The organism is Saonia sp. (assembly GCF_056326165.1).
In genome coordinates this window covers 1-22,480 of sequence record NZ_JBWFBN010000006.1, presented here as the reverse complement: position 1 = coordinate 22,480, position 22,480 = coordinate 1, and the positions used below count along the sequence as shown (strand labels likewise).

The window sequence follows — 22,480 nt, the reverse complement described above, 5'->3', positions numbered from 1 at the left end:
GCCATGAAAAAGTATTTTTACATTCCGCTCATACTATTTATTCTTCTTGGATGTGAAGATGTAATAGATATTGACACTCCAAATACTGAATCTAGATTGATTGTAAACGGCTTAATTAGAGTAGACAAAAATCTAGAGTTTGTTCCCGTTGAAATAAAAATTACTAAATCCAATGACTTTTTTGGGGAAATTCCAGTGACACAATTGGATAATGCCGTGATTCAATATGGCATACCCCGCGCCAATGCGCCCGAACTTTTTGATGAGTTGTACTTTTCTTCTTTAGCAGAAGTGACTCCAGGAAGTGGCATTTATGTACCAGACCCAAATTTTTCATCGGACCAACGTATTAGAACAGCATCTGTGATAGAAGGAGTAGAATTCATTTTATTACTAGAACATGAGGGGCGTAGGTATTTTGCAAGAACGCCATACGTGCCAACTGTTCCCATTGATAATTTAGAACAGGGAGATAATACGCTTTTCAATGAAGATGATACTGAAATTATTATCTCTTATACAGACGAACCAGATAGGGAAGATTTTTACCTATTCGATTTTGGGTTCAACAATTATGAAGTAACCGAGGATACTTTTTATCTAGGGCAGGAATTTGAGTTTTCTTATTTTTTTGATGAAGAATTAGAATCTGGAAGAGAAATAGATATTAGCATTCTTGGGGTAGACCAGACTTTTTATAACTATATGGGCCAGTTGATAGATGTAAGTAGAGGAGATTTTAATGTCTTTAGCACGCCTGTGGCTACTATACGAGGTAATATTTTTGATGTGACGGATTTAGACAACGATGAAGTTTTTGACAATGTAAACCAACCCAATCTCTTTCCTTTAGGGTATTTTGCCGTGGTACAAGAGCATACAGCTTCTATTGTGATTGAATAAGCACTCCGCTGATTCCTGAGCCAATTTTTAATAAACTATCTACCTCCTCTTTAGTAAAATCATAAGGAATAGGCTTGGCAATGCCTAATGTACCATACAAAACACCATCTAGAATCATAGGAGTTGCAATGGAGCCTTCTACTTTGGTTTCTTTGGCGGCTGGGCGAGCCACTCCAGAAGTATCTGTTTGCAGATTACACATTTCTACAGCTTCCATACGTTCGGCTGCAATACCTGCCATTCCTTTTCCAATAGGTATCAAAGACACTTTGGGAAGCAAAAAATCCGGAATACCTTGTTGTGCCTGTAATTTTAGCAAGTTTGTTTCTTTATCCAAGAAATGGAGAGTACCTGTTGTACAACCAAAATCTTCTATAACTTTTGATAGTACTTGTTGCCAGTCAATATTTGGTTTATTTAGTAAGTCATTTATAGTATCCATTATTGATTTTTGTTTTTATTTCTGATTATTTTTAACTCAGTTCTTTATCATGTAGCGTAGTCTTTATCTATCCCTTAAAATACTCATAAACAGTTTTTTCAATCAATTCTGGGGCATGGTTCATATTGTATTCAAAAGATTTGGAAGTATCGCTCACTTGTAAAGCATCATGTAATCCCAAATCCTTCAATTTAGCTTTACCAACATCCAATTTTCCACATACTGCCACAACAGGGATTTTATATTGCATGCCCATATTCACAACCCCTTTTATCAATTTTCCCTGTAAGGTTTGGTCATCAATCTTGCCTTCTCCTGTAATAATATAATCTATCTTATTGCTCTCCAAAAGTTTTGGAACGTTCCCCAGTTTCAACAAAAATTGTATGCCACTTATAAACTCGGCATTAAAAAATGTTTTTAGCCCATATCCTGCACCACCTGCCGCACCTGCACCAAGAACGTGAGCTTTACTTTTACTCAGATGTATTTGAACCATTTTATCCAAATGCACTAAACCTTGATCCAAATCTTTTATAATCTCATCCGTAGCACCCTTTTGTCTAGCATACACAAAAGCAGCCCCTTCTATTCCAAACAAAGGGTTTTGCACATCGTTTATGGCAAAAAAGGAAACTTTAGAAAATGCCTCAGGTGTCTTACCCGCTATACCATCAATTTTTATGAGGTTTTCCCCAATTGGTTCCAGCTCCCAGTTTTCCCCATCTCTAAATCTATATCCCATTGCTTTTGCCATTCCTATACCTCCATCATTGGTGGCACTACCACCCATGCCAACATAAATGCTTTTTGCGCCCCTTGCAATCGCATCTTTAATCAGCAGCCCTGTACCATAGGTAGACGTTTTCATAGGGTTACGTTCAAGTTCAATTAGCAACTCCATCCCTGAAGCTTTGGCCATTTCTATATAAGCTGCATTTTCTTTGGCATCAAACAAATAGGAGGTCGTCATTTTTCTGTTCAATGGATCTACTGTCTCCATCGTAACTTCTTCTGCTTCTATATAATTAGATACTGCATCTAAAAAACCATCACCACCATCCGATGCCATTACACTATATGTTTCAGCTGTTGGTTCTGCTTTTTTTATTCCCTTTTCTATGGCATTAATTACTTCCTCCGCTGTAGCGGAACCTTTAAATTTATCTGGAATTAATACTATTTTCATAGAATTATGCAAACAAGTGTGGTATCATAAAACTAAAAGCTACTATGAATACAAAAAAGGCAAGAAGAATATATACCTCTTTCTGCATAAAATCTGATTTCTTGGGCAGAAGGCTAACCTCTCCCAAAGCCTTGGCCTTGGTACCACTTGTTAAATAACTTACCAAATAAGCTACCACAAGCGTTAAAATGACACCTGTAAAATTGAGCCAAATCCAAAAAATATGAATGCCTAAATCGATATTAAAAATGCCTTGCATGGTCTTAGAGAATATAAGATTTATTGCAACAGCTACCAGTATACCTGCATTCATCCCTATATGGTTCACTTTTTTAGAAAACATGGCCAACAAAAATGTAACCAAAACGGGTCCATAAAAAACCGAACCGATAGCATTGATTATTTCTATAACAGCACTTTTGCTACCTCCAAACAAAAAGGAACATGCCATACAGACTACACCCCAGAACAACACTGACATTTTAGAAACGAACATGTATTTCTTGGGTGACAATTTCTTTTTTCCTCTATTAAAAAAGTCTTCAACACTAACTGCTGACAATGAATTTACGGTAGAACTTAAAGACGACATCGCAGCAGAAAGGATACCTACCATCAAAATTCCAATAAACCCATGAGGCAAGTATTTTATAATAAAAATAGGAATCATTAAATCTGGTTTGGTACCACTTTGTGCATATTCTTGAGGAAAGTACTTTTGCGTCATCACTGCAATATCGTTCATAAAGCTAGCGTCCGAAGTAACCAAAGCCCCAATTATAAGACCAATAGTACAGTATAGAAAAACTACGGGGAATCGCAATAACCCGTTAGCCAGTAAAAGTTGCCGAATTGTTTTTTCATTCTTAGCAGATAACATTCTTTGTGCCTGTGTTTGATCACAGCCATAATACGAAACATAAAGAAAAAACCCGCCTATCAACATAGGCCAAAAACCGTACTCTTCTCCTTCTCCTATTCCCCAATTAAAATCGATTACTTGCAGCCGTTCTGTATCAAAACCATTAGCCAAACCACCATGCTCACCTAACAGCTGCCAACCATAAAAAAGGCATATCAATAAGCCAAAAAACAAAATAATCATTTGTATGGCGTCTCCCCAAACAACAGCTTTCATTCCACCTTGCCACGAATATATAATGGTAATAACACTGATAATAAGTACAGTATATACATAATCTATATCTAATACAGCTTGTAAAATAATAGCAATAGTGTACACCATAACTCCTGTTCCCAAAGCCCTACTAATTTGAAAAACTACACTTAAAATCATTCTAGTTGAAGAAGAAAATCGTTTCTCCACAAACTCATAAATACTCACCACCCCAGAACGAAATAGTGGCGGAATAACTAGAATCATTATAAAAATCATAGCAAGAGGAACGGCGATTTCAAAAGTCAACCATTTCATGCCTCCATTCAGCTTAAGACCCACAAAGGCCGGAGCTGAAATAAAGCTTATAGCCGATAATTGAGTGGCCATTGTGGATAGGCTCAGCGGAAACCAACCCATACTCCTACCGCCCAAAAAATATTCTTTGGAGTTGTTGTTGTCTTTAAAAAAGTACCCCATTCCCAAAAAACCAAGGAGATAGACCACTACAATGACATAGTCTAAAATATTCATGCTATTTATTATTTATTAAATCAATATATAGTGCTGCGCTCCAAGAAAAATTATTTCCCCCATATCCTTTTTCCAATGTTTCCTGTACTTCTCTCCGAGGGTCAAAATATTCATAAAATCCAAAATTCTCTACCAAATACAAAGTGTCTTTTTTTATTTTATCTGCCAGTTCATTAAATCCATAGCCCCTTAGTCCTCTATATATTATCCAGTTTAAATTAATCCAAACCGGTCCTCTCCAATATCGTTTGGGGTCAAAAAGTTTGCTTTTAGGATTAAAAGAAGCACAAAGAATCATTTCATTATTTATACCAGAAAAATTACCATTTACAAAATGATGAGCTACTATAGATGTAGCAATTTCTTTAGATGGAACACCTGCAAATAAAGGAGCAAAAGAAGAGGATGAAACATAATCTATACGTCTTTCATTTCTTAGATCATAATATACATATGCTTTCTTCTCTTTATTAAATAACTTAATATTCATCCCTAATTTCGCCTTCACGTTCCATTCTTTTAATTGGTCTACGGCATCGTCTTTCCCTAATTGCCTCCCAAGACGAATTAAACTTTCGTTAGAAGCTATTAGCATGGAATTAAAAAGGGGGTCTTGTATTAAAAAAGGACAGTTTTCTGCAATAAGAGCGTCATCATATTTCCACTTCTTAAAAAGTTCTATTAAATGTATGTAGTGTTGATATTCCCTATTTGATGGCCTATTAGAGGCATCAACATGTTGCACATCCCTCCTATTCAATACATATTCTGGGGAGTCTAAATCTTCCCATATTACATCCCAAACAGGAGTATTATCAGTCCCCGCTTCCCAATTGTGGCAGATATAGACCAACCCTTCCTTTTTTGGGTCTCTATTCTCATAAAAATAGTTGTGATTATCAAAAACCTTGTCGAACACCTTGCTAATAAATTCAACTTCTTTTCCCTCAGAAATTTTATACAGCTCCTCCAATATAAAACCGAGAACTGGAGGTTGGGTAATACCCGATGTTTTAACATTAGAAGCATTTATACTTAAATAACTGGCATGAACCTCAGGTCCTGGATAATATGTTTCAGATTCATTATGAAAAAGAATATGGGGGATAAATCCATTTTTCCATTGTCCGGACAGCAAAAAGTTAATTTCGGACTTTGCCCTTTCCATATCAATATGTGCCCATCCCAAAGCAATAAATCCCGAGTCCCAGTTCCATTGAAAAGGATACAAACCTTCACAAGGAATCGTAAAACCATTTTTCCAATTATTTTTTAAAACTTGCTCTGCTTTCTTCAGTAGCGTTGTGTTTTTCATATAAGTCATCTCCTTAATTCTATAAATATAAGTGTAATATTCCTATTTTTGATTTCAATTATTTATGGGTGTAAATATGGGGACGGATAAAGATAAGTTGGTAAGAGGTCTAAAATTTATTGGGTATACCGTGGCCTTAATGTTCGCAGCACCATGGGTAATTTATCAAGCATTTAAAAACCATGAACATCCTTTTTATTGGCCTGTTTTAATCATTGGTTGTATTTTGGCAATTTTAGCAATTGGTTTTGGGTTTTACAGCATAAAAATTATTATGGATGCGCTTTTTTCTAAAAAAAAGTGATTTAATCTTTCCAAAAGACATATGATATATCTATTGTCAGCATCAATCCAAGATGTTATCTTTGCTCCCTTATTGATGTAGAAAATCCAATGATAAAAATTACATTACCAGACGGTTCTATAAAAGAATTTGAAAGTGGAAGCACTCCACTAGATATTGCAAAGAGTATTAGTGAAGGTTTGGCAAGAAATGTTATTTCAGCCAGTTTTAATGACACCAAAGTGGAATCTGTTACACCTTTGACCACAGATGGTACTTTAACTCTCTATACATGGAATGATAAAGAAGGGAAAACCACTTTTTGGCATTCTACCTCACATGTGGTAGCACAAGCCATTGAAGAGCTATATCCTGGGGTAAAATTAACTATTGGACCTGCAATTGATAATGGGTTTTATTACGATGTAGATTTGGGTGACCAGGTCATATCTGAAAAGGATTTTCCAGAGATTGAAAAAAGAGCATTGGAAATTGCTCGTGGAAAGCATGATTTTAAAATGCGTTCCGTCTCTAAAGCGGATGCTCTTAGTTTATACAAATCTCAAGGAAACCAATACAAAGTAGAACTAATTGAAAATCTGGAAGATGGTACTATTTCTTTTTGTGACCATGACACTTTTACAGATTTATGCCGTGGCGGGCACATTCCCAACACGGGCATTATAAAAGCTATTAAAATATTGAGTGTTGCTGGAGCTTATTGGCGAGGTGATGAAAAAAACACTCAACTAACACGTGTGTACGGGATTTCTTTTCCTAAACAAAAAGAGCTTACTGAATATTTAGAATTACTTGAAGAGGCAAAAAAGAGAGACCATAGGAAATTAGGGAAAGAATTAGAGCTTTTTACTTTTTCGCAAAAAGTAGGCCAAGGATTACCACTATGGCTACCAAAAGGGGCTGCTTTAAGAGAAAGATTGGAGCAATTCCTTAAAAAAGCCCAAAAGAAAGCTGGTTATGAAATGGTGGTTTCTCCACATATTGGTCAGAAAGAATTATATGTTACTTCTGGTCACTATGAAAAATATGGCGCTGATAGTTTTCAGCCAATAACCACACCTAAAGAGGATGAAGAGTTCTTATTAAAACCTATGAACTGTCCTCATCATTGTGAGATATACAATCATAAACCATTCAGTTATAGAGAATTACCCAAAAGATATGCTGAGTTTGGAACTGTGTATAGATACGAACAAAGTGGTGAATTACATGGATTAACACGTGTACGTGGATTTACACAAGATGATGCCCATATTTTCTGTACTCCTGAACAATTAGATGATGAATTTAAAAATGTAATTGATTTATCATTATATGTTTTAGGTTCTTTAGGGTTTGAAAATTTTACTGCGCAAGTTTCAGTTCGTGATTTGGACAAACCAGAGAAATATATTGGTTCCGTTGAAAATTGGGAAAAAGCTGAAAATGCCATAATAAATGCAGCAAAAGAAAAAGGATTGAATTATACAATAGAAAGTGGTGAAGCTGCTTTCTATGGTCCAAAGCTGGATTTTATGGTAAAAGATGCCTTGGGTAGGAGTTGGCAATTAGGTACCATACAGGTAGACTACAACCTTCCAGAACGATTTGATTTAACATATAAAGGCAGTGATAATGAATCACATAGACCTGTAATGATACACCGTGCACCTTTTGGGAGTATGGAGCGTTTTATTGCCCTTTTATTGGAACATACAGGTGGGAATTTCCCATTGTGGCTTATTCCAGAACAGGCAGTTGTGTTACCAATTAGCGAAAAGCATGAAAAATATGCCAAAAAAGTTTTAGAATCCCTAGAAAATCACGAAATTCGCGCCCTCGTTGACAAGAGAAACGAAACTGTAGGCAAGAAAATACGTGAGGCAGAAATGAACAAAATACCATATATGCTAATCGTAGGGGAAAAAGAAGATGAAACCAATACCATATCTGTTCGTAGACATGGAGGAGAAGATTTTGGCACACTTTCTGTAAACGATTTTGCTGACTTGGTCAATAAGGAAATAAATAGTACCTTAAAGTCGTTTTAAGATTAATGTTTAATTAAAAATATTTAAGCCATAGCAATACGAAAAAGATTTAGGCCCCAGCCTAGGAGGGAAAATAAAAACCCTCACAATATCAATGAAAAAATCACCGCTCCAAGTGTGAGATTAGTAGGTGATAATATTGAAGTAGGTGTTTATAAATTATCTGATGCGTTAGACAAATCAGATGAATTGGGATTAGATTTGGTTGAAATATCACCAAAAGCAGATCCACCTGTTTGTAAAATAATAGACTATAAAAAGTTTCTTTACGAACAAAAGAAGAGGGAAAAGGTCATGAAGGCCAAAGCCTCCAAAGTTGTAATCAAGGAAATTAGATTTGGACCCCAAACTGATGACCATGATTACGAGTTTAAAAAGAAACATGCGGAAAAGTTTCTTAAAGACGGTGCCAAATTAAAGGCATATGTATTCTTTAAAGGACGTTCCATAGTTTATAAGGATCAGGGGGAAATTTTATTATTGAAACTTGCCTCCGAATTAGAGGATTTTGGCAAAGTAGAACAAATGCCCAAGTTGGAAGGAAAAAGAATGACAATGTTCCTTGCGCCTAAAACAAAAGTTAAAAAATAAGAACTGATTAATTTTCAGTTTTAAGATAATAAGTGAGATTAATATAAATAGGAAATAATGCCTAAAATGAAAACAAAATCCAGTGCCAAAAAGCGTTTTAAGCTTACAGGTTCTGGTAAAATCAAAAGAAAGCACGCTTTTAAAAGCCATATTCTTACAAAGAAGAGCAAAAAGCGTAAGCTAGCGTTAACACACTCTACATTAGTGCACGAGTCAGATGTTAATAGTATTAAGGAACAATTACGTTTAAAATAATTGGACCTTATCGGTAATTAATCATTAACCCTGGAGTTGGGCAAAAAAGTTCCTAAATATATTAGGACGCCTACTACAAAAAATTAAAACAGTATGCCAAGATCAGTAAATTCAGTTGCTTCTAGAGCTCGTAGAAAAAAAGTGATGAAGCAAGCCAAAGGTTACTTTGGAAGACGTAAAAACGTTTGGACAGTAGCCAAAAATGCGGTTGAAAAAGCAATGTTATATGCTTATAGAGACCGTAGAAACAAGAAAAGAACTTTTCGTTCCCTATGGATTACCCGTATTAATGCAGGTGCTAGATTGCATGGAATGTCTTACTCACAATTTATGGGCAAGGTAAAAGCTAACAACATTGACCTTAATCGTAAGGTTCTTGCAGATTTAGCTATGAATCACCCAGATGCTTTTAAAGCAGTAGTGGACAAAGTAAAATAAATTAAAAACATTCTCACTTATAAAAATCCCGCTCTAATAGTGGGATTTTTTTGTTTATATTCCATATGCGGTGATTATCAATTTTCTTCCAGAAGCAGAATCCCTATGTTCACATAAATAAATACCCTGCCATATTCCTAAATTCAATTTCCCATTTGTGATGGGCACTTGTACAGAATTTCCCATTAATGAAGCTTTAATATGTGCAGGCATATCGTCTGGACCTTCATAAGTATGAATATAATATGAGGCATTTTCTGGAACCATAACATTCATATGGCTTTCAAAATCTACCCGAACCGTTGGGTCTGCATTTTCATTGATTGTAAGACTTGCTGAAGTGTGTTTAATAAAAACATGTAAGATTCCTGTTTTCATTTTTTTAATTTCAGGTATTTCATCCTCAATTCTATCTGTGACCAAATGAAAACCTCTTCTATAAGGTGTCAATCGTATTTCTTTTTGATAAAAATTCATGCAACAAAACTTAAAGTGTGCTACTAATTTAATGGAAACTTCATCAAATTAAACAGTTTTATTACAGTAGAAAAAATACCTTTGCCCCTTCTTAATATCAAATAATGGATTTATCAAAAATTAAAATGGTTGTAACGGATATGGATGGAACTCTATTAAACTCCAATCATGAAGTAAGCAATCAGTTTTTTTCTCTTTTTAAAGAACTTAAAAAAAAGGACATTCTGTTTGTGGCTGCCAGTGGAAGACAGTACAATAGTATTATTGACAAACTATATCCCATTAAGGATGACATCATTGTTATTGCAGAAAATGGAGGCTTTGCCATGCACAGGCAAGAAGAACTATTATCTACTCCTTTGGATAAATCAATTAGAAATGAAGTTTTGCAAACATTGGATGCCGTGAATAATATACACCCTGTGCTATGTGGTAAAAGAAACGCCTATTTAAAGGGAGACTCGGAAGAATTCATAAATATGCTAAAACAATACTATTCTGAGTTTGAAATTGTGGATGACTTATCACAAGTACATGCAGAAGTTTTAAAAATAGCCATTTACCATTTTGAAAGTTCTGAAAAACACATTTATCCAGAAGTAAAATCCTATGAAAACAGACTTAAAGTAAAAGTCTCAGGACCTAATTGGGTAGATATTTCTTCAGAAAATGCACATAAGGGACATGCCTTAATGAAAGTACAGGAGAAATTCAACATTAGTGCCAGTGAAACTATGGTTTTTGGAGATTATAACAATGATTTGGAAATGCTTGCATGTGCAGATTTTAGTTTTGCAATGGAAAATGCTCACCCCAATGTTTTAAAAGCAGCTAATTACAAAACATTGAGCAATGATGAGAATGGTGTTGAGCACATATTACAGAAACTTTTAAAATTAGAATAATTGATTATTTTGTTAAAAAATTGATTATTTTATAAAATAATTATGCACACATAGCATAATTGATAAAAATCAATGCCTATTTGACAAAATAGTATATTATTCGTAACCCATATCTCCTTTACTTTTGTTACGGCATAATATAATACCCATGCTTTTGTTTTTAAGTTCATAGGTCCAACCAACCACACCAAGTTTATTAGAGTAATTAATTTATTCCATTTAAAACCTAAAGCAAAATATAGGCCCACCCCAAGTATGAGCCTTAGTTGCAATTTGCGACTTGAATATATACTTGAATTAGCTATTAATAAGCGCCTTTCTCATTTGGCGCTTATTTTTTTGTAGTAAAAACTAAGTTTTCTGTTTTTTCTTTCTGGCAGCAGGGAACAAAACATTGTTCAATATCAATCTATAACCCGGTGAAGTAGGATGTAGTTCTAGCTCCGTTTTTGGATCCCCGACTCTATGCTGATAATCTTCTGGATCGTGACCTCCATAAAAAGTAAAGAAACCTTTCCCTTTTATCCCATGTATGTATCTTGCTTCACTATTAACTTTATTTTCACCTAGTATCAAAACATTGGGTTTAATTTCATCTCTTGTAAAAGAAGTGGTCTGTCCCATAAACCCTTTTACTAAAGCCGTATGGTTCTGGCAGAGCATAGTAGGAACAGGGTCCCATTTTGCAGAAAAATCCATCAACGTAAAATAGTCCGATTCCTTCGGAATCCTTCTTTTATTGGTCATATCAATAGAAGAAAACTCATATTTTAAAGGGTTTCTTTCCAATGTGAAATTGGTAAATGCCAAGGTCTTAGTAAAATCTAATTTGTTTTGATAATTGGCATCAGAAGGGTCATTATCAAACATTGGTTCACATATATCCACCCCATCAGCAGCCAAAGCAATATCAAAACTGTCTGTTGCTGAACACATAGCAAACATAAATCCCCCACCAATAACATAATTTCTAATCTTTAAAGCAACTGCTTCTTTTTCATCGGAAACCTTGTCATAACCCAATTTAGAAGCTAAATCCTCAGCTATTTTTTTTCCTTCTATATACCAAGGAGCTGCCCTATATGCTCCATAAAATTTTCCATATTGGCCCGTAAAATCTTCATGATGTAAATGCAACCAATCATACAATGCCAATTTATCTTCTAACACCTCTTCATCATAAATTGTTACATAAGGAATCTCAGCATAAGTCAAAACCATGGTCACCGCATCATCCCATGGTAGATTTCCTTTTGGAGAATAAACTGCAATTTTAGGAGCTTTTTCCAATACCACTGCTTCCTGATTCATTGAAGGGCTGCTTATTCCATCTAAAATAGCATTGGCTTTTACATCAGAAATAACCTCAAAGGAAACACCTCTTATCTGGCATTCTTTTCTAATTGCATCTCCGTCTGGCAATAAAAAAGAGCCCCCTCTATAATTTAAAAGCCATTGTACTTTTTGTTGTTTTGAAAGCACCCAATAGGTAATTCCGTAAGCTTTTAAATGATTTTTTTGCCCTTCAGCATCCATAGGAATAAGGATGTTGGATGCAAATGAAAGAAAAGAAGTGAAAAATAAAATTATGAAAATACCTGTCGATTGGTATCGAATTGAGATAAAAGCTTTGATTTTAAAAAGGTATGTCATTATCATCTGGGTCAACGCCATCGTTCATAGAACTACCAAAAGCTTCATCAGCATTGGGCAAATTCTTGGTTATAAACGGATTCTCATCATTGGCATTCATCTTAGATTGAAACTCAAATGGAGAATCAAAGTTCTCTAAATTATCGAATTTACCTTGATTGCCAATGAATTTTAACCTTATATTATCTAAGCCGCCATTCCTATGTTTTGCCACAATGAACTCTGCCTGACCCTGGGTTGGGGTACGCTCTTCATCATCCCACTCATCAATTTTATAATATTCTGGTCTATAGATAAACGATACAATATCTGCATCTTGCTCAATAGCTCCAGACTCCCTTAAATCTGAAAGAATAGGTCTTTTACTACCACCTCTTGTTTCCACAGCCCTTGACAACTGCGATAATGCAATGACAGGAACATTAAGCTCTTTTGCCAAGGCCTTTAGGTTTCTAGATATGGTTGAAATTTCTTGCTCCCTGTTTCCACCTTTTTGATTTCCACTAGCTGTCATCAACTGTAGGTAATCTATCATGATTATCTTAATATCATGCTGTGAAGCCAGTCTTCTTGCTTTTGCCCTAAGGTCAAAAATGGAAAGTGAGGGCGTATCATCTATAAACAATGGTGCTTTTTCCAAAGATTTCACCTTCACATTTAGTTGCTCCCATTCGTGCTTTTCCAATCTTCCAGTACGCAATTTTTCTGAGGACAATCCTGTTTCAGAAGAAATCAACCTTGTAATCAATTGCACAGATGACATTTCCAAAGAGAAGAACGCAACAGGCATATTAGAATTTACGGCCATGTTTCTTGCCATAGATAAGGTCAATGCAGTTTTACCCATACCAGGACGAGCAGCAACAATAATTAAATCACTGGGTTGCCAGCCAGATGTAAGTTTATCTACTTTGTCAAAACCTGAAGGAATACCACTCATCCCCTCTTTTCCTGCTATTTCCTCTATCCGTTTTTTAGCTTGAATTACCAAATTTTGAGCCGTTTCCGCAGACTTTTTTAAGTTACCTTGACTAACATCGTACAACTTGGATTCTGCATTGTCCAACAAATCAAAAACATCATTGGAATCACTGTAAGCATCTTCTATAATTTCGTTGGAAATCTTTATTAAACTTCTCTGAATAAATTTTTGAAGGATAATCCTTGCATGGAACTCAATATGGGCAGATGATGCTACTTTTTGTGTAAGTTTTATCAAGTAAAAATCGCCTCCAACGGATTCTAAACGTCCATCCTTTCTAAGTTGGGAAGAAACGGTTAATAAATCAACAGGTTCGGAACTTTCAAATAATTTAAAGATTGCCTCATAAATATATTTATGAGTGTCTTTATAAAAAGCATCAGGCTGTAATATGTCTATTACCTCATCCACACCTTTCTTATCAATCATCATTGCTCCTAATACAACTTCCTCTAAATCAACAGCTTGAGGGGGTATTTTACCCCTCTCTAGATTGATTATGGTGGATTTGTCAATTTTATGACCGATAATAGGATTGGGTTTGTCCATGAATGCGAATGTATGGAATTAACCTTAAGTTAACTTAAACTCAGGTAGTTTCAATGTTAACAGTTGGTCAACAAATTAAGTGTTGATAAGTTACAAATTTGTGTTCATAACATAAAAAAACCGTAAAAATATTTTTATGGTTTTCATAAAACTTTGATTAGAACGGTATTTAGCCATTAAAGACACCCATTTGAGAGTATTTTTCCATACGGTTCTTTACCAATTCTTTTGGTGATAAGTTTTTAAATTCATCATATGTTTTAACAATGGCATTGGTCACCGTCTTAAAAATCTTTTCTCTATCACTATGAGCACCTCCAATAGGTTCTTTAATTATTTCGTCAATAACTTTTAATTTTTTACTGTCTGTTGCGGTAAGTTTTAATGCCTCAGCAGCTTTTTCTTTAAACTCCCAACTTCTCCATAGAATTGAAGAACAGTTTTCTGGAGAAATAACCGAATACCATGAGTTCTCTAACATCAACATTTTATCACCAACTCCTATACCCAAAGCACCTCCTGAAGCCCCTTCTCCAATAACAATACAGATTATTGGCACTTTTAAACGTGTCATTTCCAATATATTTCTTGCAATAGCTTCCCCTTGTCCTCGTTCTTCAGCTTCCAACCCTGGATAAGCACCAGGAGTGTCTATAAATGTTACTACAGGTATTCCAAATTTTTCTGCAGATTTCATTAATCTTAAGGCCTTTCTATACCCTTCTGGGTTAGCCATACCAAAATTTCTATACTGCCTTGTTTTGGTATTATACCCTTTTTGTTGGCCTATGAACATAAAACTCTGGTCTCCAATCTTTCCAAGACCCCCAACCATTGCTTTATCATCCTTTACATTTCTGTCTCCATGCAGTTCTAACCAGGTATCCCCACAAATAGCATTGATATAATCCATGGTGTAAGGCCTACTAGGGTGTCTAGATAATTGAACCCTTTGCCATGCAGAAAGGTTCTTATATATCTCCTTCCTAGTTTCATTTAACTTCTTATCTATCTGCTTGCAAGTTTCTGTAACATCAACATCGCTTTCCTCGCCAATGACCATGCATTTATCTAATTGCTCCTCCAATTCTTTAATAGGAAGTTCAAAATCCAAATACTCCATGAATGTAAAATTTGTTAGTTAGTTTGAGACGACAAATATAAAATTTTATAGGCAACCAAGCATTATGTCTTCTTTTTTATGCTATCGTTTGGCATTGTTTAGAAGATAAAAAGCCAATACACCAAAAATTAGGTTTGGGATTATAATCGCCCACAAAGGTGGAAAACCAGCTTGTTCAGCTAATGTCCCAAAAACCTTATCAAAGAATATAAAAATAAAGGCAACTCCTATTCCAAAGGCCAAATTAATACCCATTCCTCCCCTACGCTTTACAGAGGAAACCGCAACTGCGATGATTGTTAGTATAAAAGCAGTTATAGGCAAGGCCCAACGCTTGTATTTCACCATTACATACGTGTTGATATTAGATGCACCTTTTCTTCTTTGATCCTTAATAAAATCATTCAACTCAAACAGGTTTTTAGTTTCAGCTATGTAGGATACAGGAGTAAGATCATTTATTTTAAATTGAAACAGCGTATCCAACCTTCTCTTGGTCTGCACAATTTCATTTTCCTTCAGTAATTTTCTCTTGGTATAAGACGTCAATCGGTACAACGTATCTTTTGGAATCCATCTTATATTGGCAGCGTTTATTTTGTATTCTAACTGATTTTCTTCATTAAAATGTTCAAAAGTAAAATTGTATCCAATCTGTCTTGCAGGGTCAAAACTACTCACATAAATAAAATCGTTTTCATTTAACTGATTAAAAATATTATTGGTAACCCTGTCCTGTTTCCCCCTTTTTAAATATTTATATTGAAATTCATTGAACCCCTCGCTTGCCCTAGGGACCAAAAACATACCCATAAAAAACATAATGAGAGCAATAATTGTTGCACCTATTAAATAAGGTCTTAAAAATCTTCCATATGAAACCCCAGAGCTTAAAATAGCCACAATTTCTGTATTACTGGCCAATTTAGAGGTAAAAAATATAATAGATAGAAAAAGGAAAATAGGGAACAACAAACTCCCAATTACTATGGTAAAATTCACATAATAGACAATAATCTCATTCATTGGAGCTTCATTATCTATCATTTTCCCTATCTGTTCGGCCAGGTTGGCCATAATTCCAATAGGGATAAATAAGAGTAACATCACCCCAAAAGTGAGTAAATATCGTTTTAGTATATATTTATCTAGGATTGTTAACACCTATAATCTTTTATCCATTTGTTTAACCATCATATTCTTCCACTCACAAAAATCACCCGCTAAAATATGCTTTCTAGCTTCCCGAGTCAACCACAAGTAAAAACCTAGATTGTGTATGGTTGCAATTTGTTTTCCCAAATACTCATTGGCAGCAAATAAATGGCGTAAATAAGCCTTGCTATATTCTATATCCACAAAAGTGATTCCCATTTCATCTATGGGTGAAAAATCATCCTCCCATTTTTTATTTTTTATGTTAATGGTGCCATGCGCCGTGAACAACATTCCGTTTCTGGCATTTCTTGTGGGCATCACACAATCAAACATATCAATTCCTAAAGCTATGTTCTCTAAAATATTGATGGGTGTTCCCACCCCCATTAAATACCTAGGCTTATCTTCTGGAAGAATTTCACACACAACTTCTGTCATGGCATACATTTCTTCCGCAGGCTCACCTACCGATAATCCTCCAATGGCATTTCCTTCTGCTTCAGCATTTGCAATGTACTCAGCAGACTGTTTTCTTAAATCCTTATATGTAGAACCCTGCACAATAGGAAAAAAGGTTTGGGAATAATCATACGTATAGGGTGTTTTCTCCAAATGCGAAATACATCTATCTAACCACCTGTGCGTCATATGCATGGAACGTTTTGCATAATTATAATCACATGGGTACGGAGTACATTCATCAAAAGCCATAATAATATCGGCACCTATGACACGCTGAATTTCCATTACATTTTCTGGTGTAAAAACATGGTAGGAACCATCAATATGAGATTTAAATTTTACTCCTTCTTCTTTAATTTTTCTATTGGCAGATAAGGAATACACTTGGTAACCGCCGCTATCGGTTAAAATATTTCTATCCCAACCCATAAATTTGTGCAACCCTCCTGCTTGTTCAATAATTTTAATCTGAGGACGTAAATAGAGATGGTATGTATTCCCAAGAATAATGTCTGGGTTTATTTCATCTTTTAACTCTCTTTGATGTACCCCTTTTACTGAGGCAACAGTACCTACAGGCATAAAAATTGGGGTTTCTATCTTTCCATGGTCAGTTAGAATTTCTCCTGCCCTAGCCTTACTCTTTGGGTCTGTATGATGTAATGTAAACTTCAAATTCTATTTTAAGTGAGCAAAGATAATCAACTACATCTCATAACTTCCTTAACAAAAAAATAAAGTTCTGTGAATACTTTCAAGTAATTCAAAATAGTAGAATTCATATTTGCTTTCCCAAAAGATAGCAACTATTTTTGTGCCGAATAAAACTGAAGACTAAAATGCCAAAAGTAAGCGAGTTACAAGATATTACCACACAGGTTCGTAGGGATATTTTAAGAATGGTACACAAAGTAAATTCTGGTCACCCAGGAGGTTCATTAGGATGTACCGAATTCATTGTTGCCCTATATAATGAAGTAATGGAATTAAAAGAAGGATTTGATATGGATGGAATTGGTGAAGACCTGTTCTTCTTATCAAATGGTCATATATCCCCAGTATTCTATAGTGTATTGGCAAGAAGGGGTTACTTTCCTGTTGATGAATTAAACACATTTAGATTACTTAATTCTCGTTTACAAGGACACCCAACAACACATGAGGGTTTACCAGGGGTGCGTATTGCTTCTGGATCATTGGGACAGGGAATGTCTGTGGCACTTGGAGCTGCCCAAGCTAAAAAATTGAATAATGACAACACTTTGGTGTATAGCTTACATGGAGATGGTGAGCTACAAGAAGGCCAAAACTGGGAAGCTATAATGTATGCCGCTGGTAAAAAAGTGGATAACTTAATTTCTACCATTGATTACAATGGGCAACAAATTGACGGATCTACAGATGATGTGTTACCAATGGGTGATTTAAAATTAAAATTTGAAGCTTTTGGTTGGGATGTAGTTGATATTAAAGAGGGTAATGATATTGAAGCTATTCTTGCAGGCATGAAAGTAGCCAAAAGTAAAACCGGAAAAGGAAAACCAGTTTGTGTGCTTTTACATACTATGATGGGGAATGGAGTAGATTTTATGATGCACACCCATGCGTGGCACGGAAAAGCTCCAAGTGACGAACAATTGGCAGATGCCTTATCTCAAAACCCAGAAACATTAGGGGATTACTAACCAACACAGCATTAAGACGTAAAACATGAAAAAATATATAGATCAAGGTAAAAACGATACTAGAAGTGGATATGGTGCAGGAATGACCGAGTTGGGAAGAACAAACCCAAACGTAGTAGCACTTTGTGCTGACTTGGTAGGTTCTTTAAAGATTGAAACATTTATTAAAGAAAATCCAGAGCGTTTCTTCCAAATAGGAATTGCTGAAGCAAACATGATGGGAATAGCAGCTGGATTGACCATTGGAGGAAAAATTCCTTTTACGGGAACCTTTGCAAACTTTTCTACGGGAAGGGTTTATGATCAAATAAGACAATCTATTGCTTATTCTGATAAAAATGTAAAAATATGTGCTTCACACGCGGGCTTAACCCTAGGTGAAGATGGTGCCACGCACCAAATATTGGAAGATATAGGATTGATGAAAATGTTGCCAGGCATGACCGTTATTAATCCATGTGATTATAACCAGACCAAAGCTGCAACGATTGCCATTGCAGAGCACCATGGCCCAGTATATTTACGTTTTGGAAGACCAAAAGTTGCAAACTTTACCCCAGTAGACCAAAAATTTGAAATTGGTAAGGCCTTAATGCTCAATGAAGGCACAGATGTTACCATTGTAGCCACAGGACATTTAGTTTGGGAAGCATTGATTGCTGCTGAAACATTGGAGAATCAAGGTATATCTGCAGAGGTAATTAACATTCATACAATTAAGCCCTTAGATGATGCTGCCATTTTAAAGTCTGTTAAAAAGACTGGTTGCATTGTAACAGCAGAAGAGCATAACTATTTAGGAGGTCTAGGTGAGAGTGTTGCAAGAGTACTTGCTACACAACATCCTACACCGCAAGAGTTTGTTGCCACTAATGATACTTTTGGCGAAAGCGGTACTCCAGAACAATTAATGGAGAAATACGGATTAAACAATAAAGCAATAGTAGAAGCCGTTTTAAGTGTGTTGAAAAGAAAATAGTGGTATCATTTTTGGTACTCTACCATTTTAATCAAAAAAAGAACACATTCATTATGAGAAAAACACTTCTAGTAGCAGTATGTGCTTTAGTAAGCATAACTGCATTTGCGCAATCAGGTTCCGGTTTTGGTATTAAGGGAGGTCTTAATTACAACCAAAACGGAGATTTAAGTTTTAAACAACTACAAGCTACCGGCGAAGATATCATTGCTGGTTCGGATGGAAAAATTGGATACCATATTGGTTTCTTTGGAAAACTGGATTTTCCTAAACTCTATCTTAGACCAGAACTTATTTATACCAAGACAAAAAGTGATTACGATGCCAATGGTGTAAGCAGTGAATATGACATTTCTAAAATTGATGCTCCTGTTCTTTTAGGGTATAAAATAATAGGTCCTTTAAGTATTTTTGCAGGTCCCGCATTTCAATATACCTTAAATAACGACTTAAAGGATTTACAGGTAGAAGATGTAAAAAATGACTTTTCAGTTGGTCTACATATGGGTGTTGGTGTCAACTTGGGTAACATTGGAGTAGATGTGCGTTATGAGCGTGGTTTCTCAGAAAACGAAGCAGCTTTTATCGGCGAGAATATTACAGGTACAGATATTTCAGGTAGAGTAGATTCTAGGCCTTCACAAATTATCGTTGGATTATCTTTAAAATTATAGATTTTCTCTTCAAGAAAAATTTTATATAAAAAAAATAAAGCCCGCAATAGCGGGCTTTTATATTTTCAATATTACTTGTATTAACTATCCGAATCCAAGTAATCTGGGGTTCCATCTCCATCTGTATCTGGATAAGTAATGTTTCCGTTCTCATCTATAAGAATTTCATCTCTTGTAATGATTCCATCATTATCGTCATCTGTGTCAAGATGATTTGGAACAGACTGAGTAAAAGCATCCGCTTCGGCTTCACTGTCTGTATTGTCATCATTTAAATTTCCATTTCCATTTAAATCTTCCAATATAGACGGTATACCATCGTTATCGTAATCGGTATTTTCTACGAATAAACCAACATCAACTTTAAAAATTAAATTATCATACGCCCCTATACTGGAACTTGGTGGAGAGTTAAAATAGGCAAGTCCAGAAGGAATAATCATTAATCCAATTCCCGCATTACTAATAGAGGATGTTCCATCATTATTTATTACAACATCATCACCAGCTTTAAGCATGGAAACTGCATTGGAATAGCCCCTTAAGAAAAATGGCAAATATTGCCACTGATATGTAGGTGTGCCGTCAAAAACATTTCCATTTATCAATGAGCCCTCGTAACGTAGTAGGGTAGAATCTGCAACGGTTGGACTTGAACCCTTTCCGTCTCTAGCAGAAAGATAATATAAAGTATGTGGTACATTATCTTCTTCCTCTAAACCAGAAAAAGTACTTGAAGAAACATTTATGGTAAGGGATTCTACTTGGTTAATTAATGGGGTTTTATCACTATTTGACCCAGAAATCGTATCTATAACTATTTTATAATCAAAATCAGCTGACGGATTAGTAAACTCCTCATAATTATAAAAATGCGTTTTTAAAAAATCCTGAATTTCTTCATCATTCTCTATAGCCACTTCACTTAATAATCTTGGAGGTACTACTTCTATATCTGAGCCATCATCTTTTTTGCAGGACCAAACAAGGGTTCCAACAATAATTAATAAATAAAATAATTGTTTCGTTTTCATGCATTTTCTTTTACAAGGGCGCAAGATACAATTTTCCCCTATTTTTGTGGAAGCCGTTAACAAAGATTTTAACTTATACATGCGCATAGATAAATACTTATGGAGTACTCGTTATTTTAAGACCCGTAACATGGGTTCCACTGCCTGCAAAAAAGGACATGTTAAAATTAATGGACAAATTGCCAAGCCATCCAGAGAAGTCTATCCTATGGATAAGATTATAGTTAGAAAGAACCAAATTAATTATGAGCTTATAGTATTGGATATTCCTGAAAGCCGAGTTGGGGCAAAATTAGTGGACATATACAGAAAAGATACTACACCCAAAGAAGCCTTTGAACACAATGAGCTTTTACAATACTCCAAAGATTATTATAGAAAAAAAGGTATGGGAAGACCAACTAAAAAAGACCGTAGAGATATAGATGAATATACAGATGAATCAGAATAACAACGGTTTCTTTATCTTTGAATTGAAATCTGCACTCTAATGAAAAACAAAATACTTAGCCACGAAGAAATTCAGCATAAAGCAAAGCGCATTGCCTATCAAATATATGAAGCCAATGTAAATGAATCTGAAATTGTTATTGCAGGTATTGATGGAGGGGGTTTAAATTTTGCAAAAAAAATTCAAACAATCCTTAAAAAAATAACGGATGCGGAAATTACATTATGTAAGGTTAAAATGGACAAAACAAATCCTTTATCAAGTGGAGTTGCCACTTCGATTCCTGAAAAAGAATATATTAACAAATCTGTAGTACTAGTAGATGATGTTCTAAATTCTGGAACTACACTTATTTATGGGGTGCACCACTTTCTAAAAACACCCTTAAAACAGTTAAAAACAGCTGTTTTGGTTAATAGAAATCACAAAAAATATCCTGTAAAGGCAGATTTTAAAGGGATTTCTTTGTCTACATCATTACAAGAGCACGTTCATGTAGAGTTTAAGACAAAAAATGATTCTGTTTATTTAGACTAGCTGCAGTTTTATTTCCTCAGCAATTTCTTTAGGAGTTTTTTTATCGCATAAAATAATATGGTTCGCTTGCGAATAAAAATGATTTCTTTCAAACAAATGCTTCCCAATAAACTCGGGAAGGTCATCATTGGACAAGTCTTTAATTAAGGGCCTTTCTTCTTTCTCCTTATAGAGTCTTTCTACTAAACCACTTACTGACACTTTTAAATAAAAAACATGCTCAGTTTTTTGTAGCATACTATCCATATTGCCACTATAACATGGTGTACCACCACCAGTGGAAAGAACAACCTTCTTCTTCTGGTTTAATACTTCTTTTAAATAAAAATGTTCTTTTTTTCTAAAGAAAATTTCTCCTTTTTTTTCAAAAATGTCCGCTATATTAGATTCAAGAGAGTTTTCTATATAAGAATCTAAATCCAAAAACTCATACTCCAAACTCTTGGCCAATAATTTACCAACAGTAGATTTTCCACTTCCCATATATCCTACAAGTACAATTTGCATTTCAACTAATTTTCGTAAAAGTGAAGTAATTTCAATTGATTTCAAAAAAAAACAAATTTATGGATAATTCGCCTTGTGAAATAAATTAATGATAGTATATTTGCACCCGCTAACAGCAATAGGCGCATATTAAGACCTGGTAGCTCAGTTGGTAGAGCATCTCCCTTTTAAGGAGAGGGTCCTGGG

24 protein-coding genes are annotated in these 22,480 nt (G+C 35.1%); 12 read left to right on the top strand and 12 right to left on the bottom strand.

The window, feature by feature from the left end; translation table 11 throughout:
* Positions 1 to 3: 3 nt before the first annotated feature.
* Positions 4 to 903, top strand: coding sequence for a DUF4249 family protein (locus tag AC000W_RS07070; protein ID WP_474747162.1), 900 nt, complete (start codon positions 4 to 6; stop codon positions 901 to 903).
* Here AC000W_RS07070 and AC000W_RS07065 read toward each other — a convergent pair.
* The 4 genes from AC000W_RS07065 to AC000W_RS07050 form a co-directional block, all read right to left on the bottom strand.
* Positions 887 to 1,345, bottom strand: a complete 459-nt coding sequence (locus AC000W_RS07065) for a GAF domain-containing protein (RefSeq protein ID WP_474747160.1) — start codon at positions 1,343 to 1,345, stop codon at positions 887 to 889. The two genes, AC000W_RS07070 and AC000W_RS07065, sit on opposite strands and share 17 nt — an antisense overlap.
* A 67-nt stretch (positions 1,346 to 1,412) precedes the next feature.
* Positions 1,413 to 2,534, bottom strand: coding sequence for a glycerate kinase (locus tag AC000W_RS07060; RefSeq protein ID WP_474747159.1), 1,122 nt, complete (start codon positions 2,532 to 2,534; stop codon positions 1,413 to 1,415).
* A gap of 4 nt (positions 2,535 to 2,538) precedes the next feature.
* Entirely contained in the window at positions 2,539 to 4,185 is a 1,647-nt protein-coding gene (locus AC000W_RS07055; protein WP_474747157.1) for a sodium:solute symporter family transporter, read from the bottom strand.
* A gap of 1 nt (position 4,186) precedes the next feature.
* Entirely contained in the window at positions 4,187 to 5,500 is a 1,314-nt protein-coding gene (locus tag AC000W_RS07050) for an MGH1-like glycoside hydrolase domain-containing protein (RefSeq protein WP_474747156.1), read from the bottom strand.
* 76 nt (positions 5,501 to 5,576) lie between these two features.
* Here AC000W_RS07050 and AC000W_RS07045 point away from each other — a divergent pair, with 76 nt between their 5' ends.
* The 5 genes from AC000W_RS07045 to rplT all read left to right on the top strand — a co-directional run bounded on the left by AC000W_RS07045 (position 5,577) and on the right by rplT (position 9,118).
* The gene (locus AC000W_RS07045; RefSeq protein WP_474747154.1) at positions 5,577 to 5,804 is read left to right on the top strand and encodes a DUF6095 family protein; all 228 of its coding nucleotides are present in this window, start codon (positions 5,577 to 5,579) and stop codon (positions 5,802 to 5,804) included.
* Positions 5,805 to 5,893: 89 nt separating this feature from the next.
* A complete protein-coding gene (gene thrS / locus AC000W_RS07040) occupies positions 5,894 to 7,834 on the top strand; it encodes a threonine--tRNA ligase (RefSeq protein WP_474747153.1) in 1,941 nt (646 codons plus the stop codon).
* A gap of 30 nt (positions 7,835 to 7,864) precedes the next feature.
* Positions 7,865 to 8,425: a translation initiation factor IF-3 gene (gene infC, locus AC000W_RS07035; RefSeq protein ID WP_474747367.1), complete on the top strand. Its 561-nt coding sequence runs from the start codon at positions 7,865 to 7,867 to the stop codon at positions 8,423 to 8,425.
* A 57-nt stretch (positions 8,426 to 8,482) separates the two neighbouring features.
* A complete protein-coding gene (gene rpmI, locus AC000W_RS07030; RefSeq protein ID WP_053971854.1) occupies positions 8,483 to 8,680 on the top strand; it encodes a 50S ribosomal protein L35 in 198 nt (65 codons plus the stop codon).
* A 93-nt stretch (positions 8,681 to 8,773) separates the two neighbouring features.
* Positions 8,774 to 9,118 carry a 50S ribosomal protein L20 gene (rplT, locus tag AC000W_RS07025; RefSeq protein WP_167961480.1) on the top strand — a complete coding sequence of 115 codons (345 nt, stop codon included), beginning with the start codon at positions 8,774 to 8,776 and terminating at the stop codon, positions 9,116 to 9,118.
* A 54-nt stretch (positions 9,119 to 9,172) separates the two neighbouring features.
* On the opposite strand, the gene AC000W_RS07020 is transcribed toward rplT, so the two are convergent.
* Positions 9,173 to 9,595: a secondary thiamine-phosphate synthase enzyme YjbQ gene (locus AC000W_RS07020; protein ID WP_474747151.1), complete on the bottom strand. Its 423-nt coding sequence runs from the start codon at positions 9,593 to 9,595 to the stop codon at positions 9,173 to 9,175.
* A gap of 104 nt (positions 9,596 to 9,699) precedes the next feature.
* Here AC000W_RS07020 and AC000W_RS07015 point away from each other — a divergent pair, with 104 nt between their 5' ends.
* Positions 9,700 to 10,500 carry an HAD family hydrolase gene (locus tag AC000W_RS07015; RefSeq protein ID WP_474747149.1) on the top strand — a complete coding sequence of 267 codons (801 nt, stop codon included), beginning with the start codon at positions 9,700 to 9,702 and terminating at the stop codon, positions 10,498 to 10,500.
* Between the two features lie 351 nt (positions 10,501 to 10,851).
* Here AC000W_RS07015 and AC000W_RS07010 read toward each other — a convergent pair whose 3' ends face one another.
* The 5 genes from AC000W_RS07010 to tgt form a co-directional block, all read right to left on the bottom strand.
* Positions 10,852 to 12,036 (bottom strand): asparagine synthetase B, encoded by a 1,185-nt coding sequence (locus AC000W_RS07010; protein ID WP_474747147.1) that lies wholly within the window; start codon positions 12,034 to 12,036, stop codon positions 10,852 to 10,854.
* A 100-nt stretch (positions 12,037 to 12,136) separates the two neighbouring features.
* Positions 12,137 to 13,684 (bottom strand): replicative DNA helicase, encoded by a 1,548-nt coding sequence (dnaB, locus tag AC000W_RS07005; protein WP_474747146.1) that lies wholly within the window; start codon positions 13,682 to 13,684, stop codon positions 12,137 to 12,139.
* A gap of 169 nt (positions 13,685 to 13,853) precedes the next feature.
* The gene (locus tag AC000W_RS07000; RefSeq protein WP_474747145.1) at positions 13,854 to 14,807 is read right to left on the bottom strand and encodes an acetyl-CoA carboxylase carboxyltransferase subunit alpha; all 954 of its coding nucleotides are present in this window, start codon (positions 14,805 to 14,807) and stop codon (positions 13,854 to 13,856) included.
* Positions 14,808 to 14,888: 81 nt separating this feature from the next.
* Positions 14,889 to 15,971, bottom strand: coding sequence for an LptF/LptG family permease (locus AC000W_RS06995; RefSeq protein WP_474747143.1), 1,083 nt, complete (start codon positions 15,969 to 15,971; stop codon positions 14,889 to 14,891).
* Positions 15,972 to 17,102: a tRNA guanosine(34) transglycosylase Tgt gene (tgt, locus tag AC000W_RS06990; RefSeq protein ID WP_474747142.1), complete on the bottom strand. Its 1,131-nt coding sequence runs from the start codon at positions 17,100 to 17,102 to the stop codon at positions 15,972 to 15,974.
* 164 nt (positions 17,103 to 17,266) lie between these two features.
* Between tgt and AC000W_RS06985 the strand changes: the two genes are divergently transcribed.
* From AC000W_RS06985 to AC000W_RS06975, 3 genes are read left to right on the top strand one after another with little or no spacing between them, the layout of a single operon-like run.
* The gene (locus AC000W_RS06985; RefSeq protein WP_474747141.1) at positions 17,267 to 18,112 is read left to right on the top strand and encodes a transketolase; all 846 of its coding nucleotides are present in this window, start codon (positions 17,267 to 17,269) and stop codon (positions 18,110 to 18,112) included.
* 25 nt (positions 18,113 to 18,137) lie between these two features.
* Positions 18,138 to 19,091 carry a transketolase family protein gene (locus AC000W_RS06980; protein WP_474747139.1) on the top strand — a complete coding sequence of 318 codons (954 nt, stop codon included), beginning with the start codon at positions 18,138 to 18,140 and terminating at the stop codon, positions 19,089 to 19,091.
* Between the two features lie 53 nt (positions 19,092 to 19,144).
* A complete protein-coding gene (locus AC000W_RS06975; protein ID WP_474747138.1) occupies positions 19,145 to 19,765 on the top strand; it encodes a porin family protein in 621 nt (206 codons plus the stop codon).
* 80 nt (positions 19,766 to 19,845) lie between these two features.
* Here AC000W_RS06975 and AC000W_RS06970 read toward each other — a convergent pair whose 3' ends face one another.
* Entirely contained in the window at positions 19,846 to 20,799 is a 954-nt protein-coding gene (locus AC000W_RS06970; protein ID WP_474747137.1) for an FKBP-type peptidyl-prolyl cis-trans isomerase, read from the bottom strand.
* Positions 20,800 to 20,878: 79 nt separating this feature from the next.
* Between AC000W_RS06970 and AC000W_RS06965 the strand changes: the two genes are divergently transcribed.
* Together AC000W_RS06965 and AC000W_RS06960 are read left to right on the top strand one after the other, a co-directional pair.
* Complete coding sequence (locus AC000W_RS06965) at positions 20,879 to 21,250, top strand: RNA-binding S4 domain-containing protein (RefSeq protein ID WP_474747135.1); 372 nt, start codon at positions 20,879 to 20,881, stop codon at positions 21,248 to 21,250.
* A gap of 39 nt (positions 21,251 to 21,289) precedes the next feature.
* Positions 21,290 to 21,787, top strand: a complete 498-nt coding sequence (locus AC000W_RS06960) for a phosphoribosyltransferase family protein (RefSeq protein WP_474747134.1) — start codon at positions 21,290 to 21,292, stop codon at positions 21,785 to 21,787.
* Here the strand turns inward: AC000W_RS06960 and AC000W_RS06955 are convergent.
* Entirely contained in the window at positions 21,779 to 22,294 is a 516-nt protein-coding gene (locus AC000W_RS06955; protein WP_474747132.1) for a shikimate kinase, read from the bottom strand. The genes AC000W_RS06960 and AC000W_RS06955 overlap by 9 nt on opposite strands.
* Positions 22,295 to 22,480: the final 186 nt, after the last annotated feature.

Excerpts from the sequence above, each read along its gene's own strand:
- AC000W_RS07070 (WP_474747162.1), top strand. The coding sequence starts at position 4 with ATGAAAAAGTATTTTTACATTCCGCTCATACTATTTATTCTTCTTGGA.
- AC000W_RS07065 (WP_474747160.1), bottom strand. The coding sequence starts at position 1,345 with ATGGATACTATAAATGACTTACTAAATAAACCAAATATTGACTGGCAA.
- AC000W_RS07060 (WP_474747159.1), bottom strand. The coding sequence starts at position 2,534 with ATGAAAATAGTATTAATTCCAGATAAATTTAAAGGTTCCGCTACAGCG.
- AC000W_RS07055 (WP_474747157.1), bottom strand. The coding sequence starts at position 4,185 with ATGAATATTTTAGACTATGTCATTGTAGTGGTCTATCTCCTTGGTTTT.
- AC000W_RS07050 (WP_474747156.1), bottom strand. The coding sequence starts at position 5,500 with ATGAAAAACACAACGCTACTGAAGAAAGCAGAGCAAGTTTTAAAAAAT.
- AC000W_RS07045 (WP_474747154.1), top strand. The coding sequence starts at position 5,577 with ATGGGGACGGATAAAGATAAGTTGGTAAGAGGTCTAAAATTTATTGGG.
- thrS (WP_474747153.1), top strand. The coding sequence starts at position 5,894 with ATGATAAAAATTACATTACCAGACGGTTCTATAAAAGAATTTGAAAGT.
- rpmI (WP_053971854.1), top strand. The coding sequence starts at position 8,483 with ATGCCTAAAATGAAAACAAAATCCAGTGCCAAAAAGCGTTTTAAGCTT.
- rplT (WP_167961480.1), top strand. The coding sequence starts at position 8,774 with ATGCCAAGATCAGTAAATTCAGTTGCTTCTAGAGCTCGTAGAAAAAAA.
- AC000W_RS07020 (WP_474747151.1), bottom strand. The coding sequence starts at position 9,595 with ATGAATTTTTATCAAAAAGAAATACGATTGACACCTTATAGAAGAGGT.
- AC000W_RS07015 (WP_474747149.1), top strand. The coding sequence starts at position 9,700 with ATGGATTTATCAAAAATTAAAATGGTTGTAACGGATATGGATGGAACT.
- AC000W_RS07010 (WP_474747147.1), bottom strand. The coding sequence starts at position 12,036 with ATGGATGCTGAAGGGCAAAAAAATCATTTAAAAGCTTACGGAATTACC.
- dnaB (WP_474747146.1), bottom strand. The coding sequence starts at position 13,684 with ATGGACAAACCCAATCCTATTATCGGTCATAAAATTGACAAATCCACC.
- AC000W_RS07000 (WP_474747145.1), bottom strand. The coding sequence starts at position 14,807 with ATGGAGTATTTGGATTTTGAACTTCCTATTAAAGAATTGGAGGAGCAA.
- AC000W_RS06985 (WP_474747141.1), top strand. The coding sequence starts at position 17,267 with ATGCCAAAAGTAAGCGAGTTACAAGATATTACCACACAGGTTCGTAGG.
- AC000W_RS06980 (WP_474747139.1), top strand. The coding sequence starts at position 18,138 with ATGAAAAAATATATAGATCAAGGTAAAAACGATACTAGAAGTGGATAT.
- AC000W_RS06975 (WP_474747138.1), top strand. The coding sequence starts at position 19,145 with ATGAGAAAAACACTTCTAGTAGCAGTATGTGCTTTAGTAAGCATAACT.
- AC000W_RS06970 (WP_474747137.1), bottom strand. The coding sequence starts at position 20,799 with ATGAAAACGAAACAATTATTTTATTTATTAATTATTGTTGGAACCCTT.
- AC000W_RS06965 (WP_474747135.1), top strand. The coding sequence starts at position 20,879 with ATGCGCATAGATAAATACTTATGGAGTACTCGTTATTTTAAGACCCGT.
- AC000W_RS06960 (WP_474747134.1), top strand. The coding sequence starts at position 21,290 with ATGAAAAACAAAATACTTAGCCACGAAGAAATTCAGCATAAAGCAAAG.
- AC000W_RS06955 (WP_474747132.1), bottom strand. The coding sequence starts at position 22,294 with ATGCAAATTGTACTTGTAGGATATATGGGAAGTGGAAAATCTACTGTT.